Source organism: Nocardiopsis sp. iso_237, from assembly GCF_056173345.1.
The window spans coordinates 3,027,333-3,039,885 of record NZ_CM149669.1; the positions used below are offsets into that span (position 1 = coordinate 3,027,333).

General features: G+C 67.6%; 15 protein-coding genes. All 15 read left to right on the top strand.

Translation table 11 applies throughout. The features are described 5' to 3' along the window. Positions 1 to 86: 86 nt before the first annotated feature. The 15 genes from AC0VYM_RS13845 (at position 87) to AC0VYM_RS13915 (ending at position 12,504) form a co-directional block, all read left to right on the top strand. A complete protein-coding gene (locus AC0VYM_RS13845) occupies positions 87 to 716 on the top strand; it encodes an SAF domain-containing protein (protein WP_475462678.1) in 630 nt (209 codons plus the stop codon). Next, complete coding sequence (locus AC0VYM_RS13850; RefSeq protein ID WP_475462679.1) at positions 713 to 1,465, top strand: P-loop NTPase family protein; 753 nt, start codon at positions 713 to 715, stop codon at positions 1,463 to 1,465. Before AC0VYM_RS13845 ends, AC0VYM_RS13850 begins: the two co-directional genes overlap by 4 nt. Then, a complete protein-coding gene (locus tag AC0VYM_RS13855) occupies positions 1,462 to 2,769 on the top strand; it encodes a CpaF family protein (protein ID WP_475462680.1) in 1,308 nt (435 codons plus the stop codon). Before AC0VYM_RS13850 ends, AC0VYM_RS13855 begins: the two co-directional genes overlap by 4 nt. Beyond that, positions 2,766 to 3,638 (top strand): type II secretion system F family protein, encoded by an 873-nt coding sequence (locus tag AC0VYM_RS13860; RefSeq protein ID WP_475462681.1) that lies wholly within the window; start codon positions 2,766 to 2,768, stop codon positions 3,636 to 3,638. The genes AC0VYM_RS13855 and AC0VYM_RS13860 overlap by 4 nt, the downstream gene beginning before the upstream one ends. After that, positions 3,635 to 4,540 (top strand): type II secretion system F family protein, encoded by a 906-nt coding sequence (locus tag AC0VYM_RS13865; protein WP_475462682.1) that lies wholly within the window; start codon positions 3,635 to 3,637, stop codon positions 4,538 to 4,540. The genes AC0VYM_RS13860 and AC0VYM_RS13865 overlap by 4 nt, the downstream gene beginning before the upstream one ends. A gap of 29 nt (positions 4,541 to 4,569) precedes the next feature. Continuing rightward, the gene (locus tag AC0VYM_RS13870; RefSeq protein WP_475462683.1) at positions 4,570 to 4,737 is read left to right on the top strand and encodes a hypothetical protein; all 168 of its coding nucleotides are present in this window, start codon (positions 4,570 to 4,572) and stop codon (positions 4,735 to 4,737) included. 7 nt (positions 4,738 to 4,744) lie between these two features. After that, entirely contained in the window at positions 4,745 to 5,152 is a 408-nt protein-coding gene (locus AC0VYM_RS13875) for a pilus assembly protein (protein ID WP_475462684.1), read from the top strand. Further along, entirely contained in the window at positions 5,149 to 5,571 is a 423-nt protein-coding gene (locus AC0VYM_RS13880) for a TadE/TadG family type IV pilus assembly protein (protein ID WP_475462685.1), read from the top strand. Before AC0VYM_RS13875 ends, AC0VYM_RS13880 begins: the two co-directional genes overlap by 4 nt. Next, positions 5,568 to 5,984 (top strand): pilus assembly protein TadG-related protein, encoded by a 417-nt coding sequence (locus AC0VYM_RS13885; RefSeq protein ID WP_475462686.1) that lies wholly within the window; start codon positions 5,568 to 5,570, stop codon positions 5,982 to 5,984. Before AC0VYM_RS13880 ends, AC0VYM_RS13885 begins: the two co-directional genes overlap by 4 nt. 178 nt (positions 5,985 to 6,162) lie before the next feature. Next, positions 6,163 to 8,454, top strand: a complete 2,292-nt coding sequence (locus AC0VYM_RS13890) for an OmpA family protein (protein WP_475462687.1) — start codon at positions 6,163 to 6,165, stop codon at positions 8,452 to 8,454. Between the two features lie 520 nt (positions 8,455 to 8,974). Beyond that, positions 8,975 to 9,271, top strand: a complete 297-nt coding sequence (locus AC0VYM_RS13895; protein WP_475462688.1) for a DUF8033 domain-containing protein — start codon at positions 8,975 to 8,977, stop codon at positions 9,269 to 9,271. Between the two features lie 86 nt (positions 9,272 to 9,357). After that, positions 9,358 to 9,708: a hypothetical protein gene (locus AC0VYM_RS13900; RefSeq protein ID WP_475462689.1), complete on the top strand. Its 351-nt coding sequence runs from the start codon at positions 9,358 to 9,360 to the stop codon at positions 9,706 to 9,708. A 103-nt stretch (positions 9,709 to 9,811) separates the two neighbouring features. Continuing rightward, complete coding sequence (locus AC0VYM_RS13905) at positions 9,812 to 11,041, top strand: DNA polymerase III subunit beta (RefSeq protein WP_475462690.1); 1,230 nt, start codon at positions 9,812 to 9,814, stop codon at positions 11,039 to 11,041. Between the two features lie 197 nt (positions 11,042 to 11,238). After that, entirely contained in the window at positions 11,239 to 12,108 is an 870-nt protein-coding gene (locus AC0VYM_RS13910) for an ArdC-like ssDNA-binding domain-containing protein (RefSeq protein WP_475462691.1), read from the top strand. 63 nt (positions 12,109 to 12,171) lie between these two features. Continuing rightward, positions 12,172 to 12,504 (top strand): hypothetical protein, encoded by a 333-nt coding sequence (locus AC0VYM_RS13915; RefSeq protein WP_475462692.1) that lies wholly within the window; start codon positions 12,172 to 12,174, stop codon positions 12,502 to 12,504. Positions 12,505 to 12,553 lie beyond the last annotated feature (49 nt).

A 12,553-nucleotide genomic window follows, 5' to 3' on the forward strand; every position in this document is an offset into this window, starting at 1 on the left:
TGGGGTCCTGCCTGCCTTGACGACCACCTCGTCGGAGGGGGTTCGGGTGATCGAGTCCTCGGGGGTCGTCACGTGAGAGGAGCGCCATGGTAGCCGCTGAACCCCGGGTCGGAAGAGAAACGGAGCCCGCTCCGCTGCGTCTCCCCCGCACACGTCGCCGCTGGCGATCACTGTTTCTCATCACCGCCCTGATGGTGGCGGGTGCAACTGTCGGAGTCCTCGCCCTGACCCAGGTGGATCAACGCGAGCCGGTCCTGGTGGCTGCCTCGGACCTTCCGGCCGGACACAAGCTCACCGCGGCTGACGTGCAGGTGGTGGACCTGGCTGGTGCCGACAGCCTCTCGACGGTCTCCGACCCCGCTCAGGCGGTGGGTTCGGTGTTGACCATGCCGGTGACCGAGGGCGGCCTGCTTGCTGAAGGCCTGCTGGGTGGCGAGGGTGATCATCTGGCCGAGAATCAGGTCACGGTAAGCAGCGTGCTCCAACCGGGACGGGTGCCCTCTTCGGTTGGGGTGGGTTCAACGGTGTCAGTGATCATCACCGGCGAAGACCCGGGGGATGTGTCCTACCCCGCTCAGGTGACGTCCCTGACCACCTCTGAGGCCGGCGGCACACAGTTGGATCTGGTGGTCGACGCCTCCCACGCCTCCATCATCGCTCGCGCGGCAGCCGAAGGGGACATCACCCTCGTGCACACCCCGGGAGACGGCTCATGATGGTGACCCTCTGTTCGCTCTCGGGCGCACCCGGCGTCACCACAGCGGCCCTGGCCCTGGCGAGCACTTGGCCCACCGAGGAAGTGGCGCGTGTGGTCGAGGCCGATGCCAGTGGTGGTGACATCGCCGCCTGGTGGCACCTGCCCGTGTGGAACGGTCTCCTGGACCTGGCCGCGGCGAGCCGTCCTGGACAGGACCACGACCACGATGACGAGCAGCGGTTCGTGCAGGTCCTGCCCGGAGGGGTGCGGGTGTGCGTGGCCCCGGCCAGCACCGAACGCACTGCTGATGCCCTCGACCTCATCACCCAGCACTCCAAGGCCCTGTCCCGTTGGGCCGGGGTGACGCTGGTCGATCTGGGCCGGGTGAGCCCGGAGACGGAGACCATGGCGCTGACAGAGGAGGCAGCGGTCACGGTGGTGGTGACCTCCGGAGATCTGGCCCATCTCAAACGCCTGGAGGAGACGGCACCGAGCTTGCGCAGGGGCTCACGGCTGGGGGTCGTTGTGATGGGGCCCTCGCGCAGCGCACGCGAGATCGAACAGGCCATCGGGGTCCCGGTATGGGGACGCCTGCCCTGGGATCGCAAGACGGCTGATGTTCTGACGGGCCGCAGAGAAACCGTGAGCTGGCCGCACCGGCGCCCGCTCGTCAAGGCCGCCCGGTCCCTGGGCAGCATGATAACCGAGAAAGCACAACCGCAGGTCGATGTGGATCCAGTGCAGGCGTTCCTGGGAGGCCAGCCGTGAACAGCGCGGACGTCGCCAGCCAGGCGCGCGAGGTCGCCAGCGAGGTCGCCGACCGGCTGAGCACCGCCGCACGTGAGGGAGAACGTGAATTCACTGGACAGGAGTACCGGTCCCTGGTGAGTCGTGTGGCGCGTCAAGTGCTACACGAACGAGCCAGCCGGGCCCTCGCGACTGGGCAGCCGGTGCTCGATGGCCCCACCGAGGAGGTAGTGCTGCGCCAGGTGCTGGCCCGTGTGGGCGGGCTCGGCCCCCTGGAGGAGCTGCTGGCCGATGCCGAGATCGAGAACATCAACCTCAACGGCTCGAAGGTGTGGGTGCGCTACGCCGATGGCCACCGTGAACAGCGACCTCCCATCGTGCAGACCTCAGAAGAGTTGGTCACGTTGGTGCGCAGGATCGCTGCGGAATCCCCGCAAGGGGAGAGACGGTTCGATGCGGCGGCTCCCATCCTGGACATGTCCCTGCCCGACGGGTCCCGACTCAACGCCGTCATGGACGTGTCCCACCAGCCGATGGTCTCCATCCGCCGCCACCGCTACCGCACCACCAGCCTCGGTGAACTCCGCCGCCTGAGCACCCTCGATGACACCCTTGTGGGCCTGCTGCGGGCGGCGGTGCGCTCGCGCCGCAACCTGGTCATCACCGGCGGTACCGGTGCCGGCAAGACGACGCTGCTGCGTGCGCTTGCCACCGAGTTCGCCCCGCACGAGCGGGTGATCACCATCGAGGACATCCCCGAACTGGGGCTGGAACGGGACGCCAACGCTCACCCGGACGCGGGGGCGCTGTTCGCCCGCCCGCCCAACACCGAAGGACAGGGCGAAATCACCGTGGCCGACCAGGTGCGGGCCGCGCTGCGGATGAGCCCGGACCGGATCATCGTCGGCGAGACCCGCGGCAGCGAGACGATCCCGCTGTTGAACGCGATGTCGCAGAGCAACGACGGCTCACTGACGACGTTGCACGCCTCCAGCTCTGGGGGCGCGTTCACCAAGCTGGGCGCCTACGCCGCCCTGTCCGATCGTCTCCCCTTGGAGGCGACCAGTTTGCTCATCTCCGCCGCGGTCCACCTGGTGGTCCACCTGGACGCGACCCCACAAGGTGAGCGCCGGGTCACCAGCGTGCGCGAAGTGGTGGGAGTGGACGGGCCCCAGGTGTTGTCCAACGAGATCTACCACTACGAGAACGGGACCACCGTTCAAGCCGCACCCCCGAGCCCAGCCACAGCTCAGGCTCTGCACCGGGGCGGGTTCGATGTCGCACGCTTGATGGTGGCGCCGTCGGTGAACGGGAGACGGCGATGACGAACACCGCGATCCTGTTGGCCGCCGCTGGCGGTCTCCTCCTGGGGGCGGGCGTGGGGCTCACGGTTGTGCATCTGGCTCAAACCCCATCCCCGTGGGGTAGCCGTTTCGCCCGGCCGACCGGCTTTGACCGCAACCATGTCCTGCACGTGGTGGGCGCCCTGACAGTAGGGGCCGTGGCCTGGGCGTTCACGGGATGGGCTGTCGCAGCAGTGCTGGTCGGGGCCGGCACGTGGTGGCTGCCCCGCCTGCTGGGGCCCGACCACACGCACACCGCCCAGGTGCAGAAGGTGGAGGCGGTCGCGGGCTGGGCCGAGCAGATCCGTGACCTCATGGCCGGAGCCGCCGGGCTGCACCAGGCCATCGCCCACACCGTCCCCACCGCCCCGGCCCCGATCCGCGATGACGTCGCCCGCTTGGCCGACCAACTCCACCAGGGTCGGCCTCCGGCTGAGGCACTCGACGAGTTCGCTGCTCGCGTGGACGTGCCCAACGCCGACCTGGTCGTGGCCGCCCTGTCGAACGCGGCCACCCGCCAGGCGGCCGACCTGGGGCCACTTCTGACCTCGCTCGCCCAGGCCGCTCGGGAACAGGCCGCCATGCTGGTGCGGGTGGCCGCCACCCGGGCCCGCACCCGTACCTCCGCACGCATCATCACCGGCACCACCCTGGGCATGGCCGCCGGGCTGATGCTGATCAACGCCGACTACCTTTCCCCTTACGACGGCGTCGGCCAGCTCATGCTGGCGGTCATCGGAGTGTTGTGGGCGGTGGGGCTGGTCTGGCTCTCCCGACTGGCCCGCACCGACCTGGGACGCCGCGTCCTGGAGCGCACCAGACAGGAGGACGCGCCGGGGGTGAGAGCGTGAACCCGTTCGTACTCGCCGGAGTCGGCGGCGCCCTGCTCGCAGCAGCGGTGTCCGCCGCGCTTCTCCCTCGCCTGACACGCCCGTCCCTGACCGAACTCCTCCAAGACCCCCAACCCGCTCCTACCGAGCCCGCTTCCGCTGCTGACCAGACCAGTGCCGGGGGGTGGTCGCGCAGGCTCGGCGCCCCCGGGGTTCCCCTGCTCGCCCTGCTGGGTTTGCCCACGGCCCGCACCCGACGCCGCCTGGCCGCATGCGACCGGGACGTGCCCGGCTACCTGTCCCAAAAGGCCGCCATGGCCCTCCTGGCCCTGACCCTCCCACCCCTCCTGGGAACCCTCCTGGGCCTGCTCAGGGTTTCCTTGCCCCCCGTGCTGGGCCTGGGCGCCTGGACCGTGTTCGCCTTAGTGCTGTGGATCGCCCCCGACCTGGAAGTCCGCGACCAAGCTCAAGAGCGCTCGGAGCAGATGAAGCACACCATCGCCGCCGTGTGCGACCTCGTCGTCATCGCCTTGGCCGGAGGAGCCGGAGTCACCGGCGCCCTGAGCGATGCCACCCGCGCCAGCGACACCTGGGCCATGCGACGCATCCGCACCAGCCTGTACACCGCCAGCCTCCACCACGAACCCGCCTGGACCGCCCTGGACCACCTCGGGGAGCGCTACGACGTCCCCGCCGCCAACGAACTGGCCGCGAGCCTACGCCTGGCCGGAGCCGACGGCGCCCGGGTGCGCGCCAGCCTCGCAGCCAAGGCGACCTCGTTGCGTACGCAACACCTCGCGGAACTGGAAGCCGACGCCCAGTCGGCCACCGAACGCATGAGTCTGCCCGTGGTGCTGATGTTCGCGGGCTTCCTGATCTTCATCGGCTACCCCGCCCTTCACCTCGTCCTCACCGGCATGTGAAAGACCACCTCGTAGAAACGGAGACGACCGTGCTGACTTTTCTCCTCAGACCGTCCCGTAGGCGCGTCTGCGCCGATGACGGGTACTCCACCGAAGCGGTCGCCGTGATCGCCACGTTGGTCATCCTGGCCCTGGGCGCCCTGGCCCTGATCTCCAACACCGTGCTGGGATGGGCCGAGTCCATCACCTTGGGGTAGGCCCACCATGCGCCGCCCCACCTCGAACCCCACCGGCCCCGACCGTGACCGGGGCAGCGCCGAGCTGGCTGTGGCCGCCCCGTTGATGCTGCTGCTCCTGGTCCTCACGGTCCTCATCGCCCAGTGGGCACACGCCGCCCACGTCGCTCAGACCATCGCCCAACACGGTCAGGCCTCCGCCCGAGCCCTGGATGCCACCGAAGCCGAGGGGCATACGCGAGCAGAAGAAGTCGGCAACCAGCTCAGCGGTGACCTCCTCCAAGGCTTGTCCATCACCGTGGAACGTGGCGCCACCACCACCGTCGTTCAGGTAAGCGCACATGTGCCCACCATGATCGGCGTGGACCTGCCCGTACACACCCAGGTCTCCGGACCCACCGAACACCACAGCCCATCCGGCGGTGGTCCTCCGTGAAACGCCTTCCTACCGCGCAGGATCGCGGGTCGGCCTCCGCTGAACTCGCGCTCCTCACCCCTTTGCTGGTCCTCATCGCGCTGCTGGTGCTGCTGGCTCACCGCATCGTCTCCGCGGGGATGGCGGCCGATGCCGCAGCCGCCGCTGCTGCACGGGCCGCCACCTTGGAGCGCACCCCTGAGGCCGCCCACACTGCAGCCGGAACCGCCGCTGCGAACGCAGTGCGCACGCACGAGCTCAGTTGCGCCACCTACGACCTGGCCGTCGAGACCGGCGGACTCCAACCCGGGGCCACGGTGCGGGTCACGCTCACCTGCACCGCCGACCTGTCCGACCTGAGCGGCCTGGGTGTGCCCGGCACCCGCACCATTCAAGGGAGCGCGGCCTCGGTGGTCGACAGCTACCGAGGCACCCCATGACCCAGCATCCCCGCACCAACGACGACGGTCAGGCCACCGCGTTCCTGGTCATCATGGCCGCCGCTCTGCTCCTGCTGGTCGCGTTCGTCTTCGACGTCGGCGCAGCGTTGGCCGAGCGCAATCGCAACCTCCAAATCGCCCAGGAAGCCGCGCGAGCCGGGGCGCAGCAGATCGACATGGCCGCCTACCGGGCCGATGGCACCGTGCGCCTGGACCCCAACGCCGCCACCGCAGCTGCTCAGGGCTTCCTCACCGACGCTGGTGTCCAGGGCTCGGCCACCGTGGACGGCGACGTCGTCACCGTCACCGCCCAGAGCACGTACGCCTTCCGCCTGCTACCGGTGGGCCCGCGCACCGCCTCCGGTTCGGCCAGCGCCACGCCCATCACCGACGCCGCACCCTTCTCCCTGTGAGGCACTCATGACACATCTGCGTCTACGCCAGCTCGCCGCCCTCGCGGCCACGTTCGCCCTGCTCGCCGGGTTGCCGTGGCTGGCTACCACCCTGTCCTGGCCTTCCCTGGACCTGTCGCTGTTGTCCTGGGAAGTGCACCTGCGCAGCGGTCGTCTGCCCGCCGGGGTGGGGACCGCGGTGCTGATCGTCGCGCTGTGGTCGGTGTGGGCCCTGTACGTGCTGACTCTGGCCGCTGAACTCCTGGCCGGCCTGCGCCACCGCACCGTCCATCTGGGGCCGCTTCGCCCCTTGCAGCTCCTGGCCGCCACCACCTTGGGCACTATCACCCTCGCCCCACCAGCCGCGCACGCCGCCCCACTCGTTGTCGCCGCGGCCGACACCTCGGAAGAAGCTGAGGCCGACGAAACCGGGCCGGGTGAGGGGGAACAAGAGGTGACCGAACCCATGGTGGTCGACCGTTCCCGGGTGATCGATGCCTTCGGCTATGACTCGGCTGGCCTCACCGAGGCCATGGCCGAAGACGTGGAAGCCACCGCCGGCCTCATCGCCCAACACGGCGCCCCGGAGCTACCGATCGTGGTGACCGGGCACACCGACGCCGCAGGTGATCCCGACTACAACCGCGACCTGTCCGAACGCAGGGCGCAAGCGGTCGCGGATGCGTTGCGTACGCACCTGGGCGAGGACGCGGTGATCGAGGTCCACGGTGAGGGGGACCTAACCCTCCTCGATACCAAAGACGATGCTGAGCAGCGCCGTGTGGAGATCAGTTACAGCGTGGTCCTCACACCACCCGGCGAGTCGGCCGCTTCCACAGAACCTGAAGAGAGCGACATCGCCGACGACGACGAGGTGCGCCAACGGCCGGGCCTGGGGCTGTCCCTGCCCGGAGGGCTGGTCCTGGCCATGACCACCACCGGCCTGGGAGTCCTGGGCGGGATGGCCCTGGAACGGCGCCACGAACTCCTGCCCCACAAACGCAGCGACCAGAAAGAAGCAGAGGTCGAGGAGACCTCCGAGCACCCTTCACCCTCGGACAGCCCGACGTCGACGCACACCCCGGACACGACCGGAGAACCGCACACGGAGCTGGCGCTGGTCGACCTGGCCCGCGCCCCCGGTCTGGGCATCACCGGCCCCGGTGCGCACGGCGCCGCCCGCACTCTCCTGGCCCGCGCCCTGGAGAACAGCGATGACGACGTGACCGTAGTGGTGCCCGAACAGGATCTGCGGGTTCTGCTCGACGACCCGCGACGCCTGCCTGTACTGGGCGAAGACGCCGCAGTGATGGTCACCGAAACGGTCGAGGACGCGCTCACCCTGCTTCAACTCCAAGTGCTCGCCCGCCACCGCGCCGCCGACGAAGCAGCCGACGAGGAGAACCCCCGACCGGAGGATGAACCGACAGGCCCTCAGTTCGTGTTGCTCACCCGCACCGAGCCGGAGGTCGCCGCCGAGGTCACCTCCCTGCTCACCCACACAGGACAGGCACCCCTGAGCGCCCTCCTCTTGGGCCCCTGGCCCGGAAGCGAAGGAGCCACCTGCACCATCGACTCACACGGCACCATCACCGAGGCTGAAGAGCCCTTCACCGACGTGATCGACCACCACTGGGCCCCGACCACCACCGGGCAGCTTCTGGAGACCTTGACCCACCACCCGGGCACACCCGAACCCACAGCCGACGAGAACGACGACATCGAAGACGAGGATGTCGAAGAGGACGAGCAGAACCGACCCGACCCTGCCCCCACCCCTTCGTCCTCCACCGACCCCGCCGGCACCGGCGCTTCACCCACAGGCGCGGTCTCGGTGAGCGTCCTGGGGCCCATCACCCTGGCCGTGCACGGCCATCAGGTCCGCCCCAACCGGCGTGCCGCCTACGAGGTGCTGGCCTACCTGGCCGCCCACCCGGCAGGAGTGCGGCTGGAAGCGGCGGTGGACGCCATGTGGCCCCACGACGCACCACACCGCGGGATCCGGCGCTTCCACGACGCCTGCACCGCAGTCCGGTCGGCCTGCCGCGAGCACCTGGGCGAGGCAGCCACCACAGTCATCACCCACGACGAGGACCGCTACCAGCTCAACCCAGAACTGGTTACGTGCGACCTGTGGCGCATCGACCAACTCCTGGAAGAAGCAACCCACACCCACGACGCGGCCTCGGTCACCGCCGCCGCAGCGATGTTCGACCAGGGTTTCGCCGCCGACAGCGACTACCTGTGGGCAGAAGGCGTCCGTATCCGAGTCCGTGATCCACTCGTTTCCGCACTCATTGAACACGCAGAATCAGAAAACCCCGCACGCGCCATTTCCATGCTGAAAAGAGCCCAGAGGATCAATCCGACCTCCTCGGAAGCCGCGCAGGCCCTCGCAGCGAGGTATGATGAAAAAGGCGACAAGAAAACCGCAGAGCGCATCCGATCTGAATACAAGGAAGCGCTCGAACGGGCAGACGCCGTTCTCTAGGTCAAATCAGGCGCATTTAATTTTCAATGTTTCGAGAAGCAAGGATGCCTTTGGCGTCCTTGTTTTGCTGTGTGGACGCCAGTGTGTATGCGGCCTTGAAGGCTCAGCCCCAAGGTCAGCCCCACCCTCCGCCGTACCCCTCGCCGCCCTGGCTGGCTACCCCATGCGCACATAAAACCCCAGTTCAGCATGTATGGAGACTCCATCGGCGGCTCCCCGGACTGGTGCCGCCTGCGGTCCTAGAAAATTATGACGGTGGCGGCCATGAGTGAGTATGCGCCCCTTATTCTATTATTTATCGAATGGTTCTCTGGTTCCTCCGCAATCCTCTCTGTTGTTATTGGTTTCTGCTGTGTTGCCTTTCTCTTTATTGGCATGCTTGCGTCTTGTTGGGTGCCCTTTTTGGCTTTGCTGGCCCCTGTGAAGAATCGCAGAAATGAGTGCCGATTGGGTTTATTGGCCTACTCCTTTTGGGTATGATTGTGGGTGACTAGCAAGAGGAGTTGATCATATGTCTACCGTGTCGATCCGACGCGACGTGGGCGGCCCTTCCGGAATGCTCAGTGAGCGAAAGCCATTTCAGTCGCACGGCGCCATGGCCGCCTACCACCACACGCCCAACCGTACCGGCCGACTGCCCATGGAATGGGTGAACGCCTACCGGGCGGACCGGGAAACCCCCGGAATCTCCTACGTCGTCTACTCCTATAACACGCCCATCGCATGGGTGCGTGCGGACGGAGAGACGGTCATCCCTGACGTTGGCTATTCGGTGACCACCACCAGGCACCAGGGAATGTGCCGCGCGTGGCTCTAGGTCGATTGTCCGGCAGTGTGCCTTGCTGCTAGGGGCGCACTGTCCATTGTCGACCTAGAAAGTGCCAACGCAAAGGGGATGAAAAAATGCGAGTTCTCTACGTCGGATTCTTCCATGACGGTCCGTCCTGCTCCTTCGGTGACGTTGCCAGTGAAGCTGAGGCGTTCACCTCACGAGCCGACGCGGGACGCAAGCTGAGCGATCGTGTCACCGGCACCGGGCGGAGTGAGTCCGCCTACCCGGTCTGCCACGAGGACATGGTGGCCACGCACGTTCGGGAAGAGCGGGCGGAAATCCTGCCCGCCACCGAAAATGCCTACATCGACCTTTACCGCGTCGTCCCCAACGACTGTAAGGGATGGGGTTACGTCGACCCCGAACCGGATTGCAGGGTCACCATTGGTCCGCGTGGCGGTGCACGTTTCGAGTCGTTCTGATTCTGACTGCGATGGCGGGTCGCAGCACGCGCGTTCTGTGACCCTGCCACCGGGGCCAGGAATCCTCGGAAGCCATAATCGACTCCGTTTCCTTGGGGGAAACATGACTGAGGTTCTGGAAAGGACAGAAACCAACCACAACAACGCGGAGACTGGCGCGTTCACCACCACGCGCGCCGAACTGGTGGACGCGCTGGCCACGGTGAGTGCCGCTATCGCCCCCCGCGCGTCCGTGCCGTGCATGGCCGGTGTGCTGCTGGAGAGCAACGGGCCGGACCTGTGGGTACGTGGCTACGACTACGACACCACGGTGACCGTACGGATCCCCGACGCGGTGGAGACGCCCGGGCGCGTGCTGGTCTCACACGGTGAGCTGTCCAGGCTGATCAAGGCCCTAACCAAGGGTCTGGGCAAGCGGGAAGCCGACCGACTGCCGGTGAGCGTGCGCAACGACGACCACCAGTGCGCCACGGTCACCCTGGCCGAGAGCACCATTCCCATGGAGCTGCTGCCCGTCGACGACTACCCGACCCTGCCCGACACCCCGCCAACCTTCGCGCTGGTGGACGGCGAGAAGTTCACCAGCGAAACCAAGCGGGTGCTCCGTGCGGTCGGGGAAGACGACACCCTTCCCGCACTGACCGGCATGAAGATCGACGTGTCCAGCCACGGGCTCACCCTGGCGGCCACCGACCGCTACCGAATCGCGGTGGGACACGTGCACGCGGGTCTGCTCCCCGACACGGTTCCCGACGGTGGCGCGTTGATCGACGGCGCGACCCTGCACAAGGTGCTGCCCAAGCTGGTGGGGGAGGACATCCGACTCGGCTACGGGCCCGGTGACTTCGGTGGCCTGGTCGCGTTGGAAAGCGGTCCGGTCACCGTCATCACCCGCGAGCACAACGATGGCGAGTTCATCAAGTATCGGGAGTTCCTGCCCACCGAGTGCGAGGTCACGGTGGTGGTGGACCGTGCCGAACTGCTCACCCAGATCCAGCGTTCCGCCGCTGTGCTGGTCGCCAAGGGTGAGAAGGCGCAGCCGCTCACGTTCAACGTCGACGCGGACGCGGTCACCGTGGCCCCCCACCTGGGACACGAGGCCCGGAAGGTGCGCACGCGGGCACTTCCCGCCAAGGTGACCGGCCCGGGCACGGGAATGCGAATCGCGTTCGGCCACAAGTTCCTCGCGGACGCGGTGGAGTGCTTCACCGGCGACACGCTCACCCTGCACATCAACGGGTCGACCAAGCCGGTGTTGATTACCGACACCCCGGACGGGCTGCACGACCGCACCCAGTACCGACACCTGGTCCAGCCCGTACGGCTGTCCTAGCGGGTCTCTTCTGGTCGCCGGGCACGGGCGCGGCGACCAGAGCCCACCACGCGAACCCGCACCCGACCAGGGGCGCCATCCGTAGGTGCCTGCGCCCTTGGTTGGTCGCCGACTCAACCACGCTCACCGGCCACAGCCACACCTGTGCCCGGCGAGTGCAGTTGAGAGCCCTCACCACAGGTCAAGGAGGTATCCGGATGTCCCCCCGTAAGTCCAGGAAACTCACGCCCGAGCAGCGGCGTGAACGGCTCGAACAGGCGCGCGAACTGCTGGAAACCGCTGTCGAAGAGCTGACCACCAGCGAGGGTTGGCGCTCCCTGATGACCTCACGGGCGTGGCTGCGTCGCTACTCGCTCAACAACGTGCTGATGATCCTGAAGCAGTGCCCGCACGCTACCGACGTGCGCACGTTCGGGGCATGGCTCAACGTTGGCCGCGCCGTCCGCGCGGGGGAGCAGGGGCTCCGCATTCGGGAACCCCTGCGCTACCGCGCCGAAGCAGACGATACCGAGCAGGACGGTGACGACAGCGAACCCGGACACGAGGTGCGAGGGTTCACCGTCTCCAAGCGATTCGACATCTCCCAGACCGACGGGGAACCCGTGCCCGAAGCGGTCAACGCGGTGCCCGAGGAACTGCGAGGTGCTGCCCCCGACCAGCTGTGGGAGCAGGTCGCCGCGATGGTCACCGCGCACGGCTACACGCTGGAGCGCGGCGACTGCGAAGACGCCTACGGCTACGTCCACTACCCCACCCGCACCGTGCGCGTGCGCGCCGACGTCGACCCCGCCCAAGCGGTCAAAACCCTGGTTCACGAACTCGCGCACATCCTGTGCGAGCACCCCACCAGGGAAGGGCTCACCCGCCAGTACGCGGAAGTCGAAGCCGAGTCCGTGGCCTGCCTGGTCACCGCGGTCATGGGGCTGGACACGTTGGAGTACTCCGTGCCCTACGTCGCCGGATGGGCCGAAGACGCCAAGGTCGCACACGTTACCGCGAACCGAGTCATGACGGTTGCCGACCAGATCACCGAACACCTGGTAGAGCGCGCCCACGTTGCGGCCTGACCACCGAACACCCGGGGGCGCGAACACGCGCCCCCGGCCTCACCCCAGAGAACGGAGGAAACCGTGGCTGTTCTGACCGTGGACGTCTTTGCGCTGCCCACCGACACGGACACGACCCTCACCCCCGACCAACAGTTCACCGTCAACATGTGCCTCACCACCGCGCTGGTCACGCTCAACGAGGACACCGGTCCGGATGTGACGGTCATCAGCTGTGAGGTCACCCCCTACGACACGGGCGCCGTGGTTCGCCTGCTCGCCGTGGCCCCGTCCGCTGACCACGTCACGGACGCTGTGGCCCAACACCTACGTCCGGCTATGACCGTGGGCGGTGAGTTCTTCGCTGGCTGGGAGCTGGCAGCCGGAGACGTGGCTGTGCTGTGCAGCGACAACTAGACGCCCGGTGACCTAACACCGGGCCCAACCCAACACACGGAAGGAGAAA

Bases quoted from the DNA above. Each gene is read 5' to 3' on its own strand.
- AC0VYM_RS13885 (WP_475462686.1), top strand. From the start codon at position 5,568: ATGACCCAGCATCCCCGCACCAACGACGACGGTCAGGCCACCGCGTTC.
- AC0VYM_RS13875 (WP_475462684.1), top strand. From the start codon at position 4,745: ATGCGCCGCCCCACCTCGAACCCCACCGGCCCCGACCGTGACCGGGGC.
- AC0VYM_RS13860 (WP_475462681.1), top strand. From the start codon at position 2,766: ATGACGAACACCGCGATCCTGTTGGCCGCCGCTGGCGGTCTCCTCCTG.
- AC0VYM_RS13845 (WP_475462678.1), top strand. From the start codon at position 87: ATGGTAGCCGCTGAACCCCGGGTCGGAAGAGAAACGGAGCCCGCTCCG.
- AC0VYM_RS13850 (WP_475462679.1), top strand. From the start codon at position 713: ATGATGGTGACCCTCTGTTCGCTCTCGGGCGCACCCGGCGTCACCACA.
- AC0VYM_RS13900 (WP_475462689.1), top strand. From the start codon at position 9,358: ATGCGAGTTCTCTACGTCGGATTCTTCCATGACGGTCCGTCCTGCTCC.
- AC0VYM_RS13910 (WP_475462691.1), top strand. From the start codon at position 11,239: ATGTCCCCCCGTAAGTCCAGGAAACTCACGCCCGAGCAGCGGCGTGAA.
- AC0VYM_RS13905 (WP_475462690.1), top strand. From the start codon at position 9,812: ATGACTGAGGTTCTGGAAAGGACAGAAACCAACCACAACAACGCGGAG.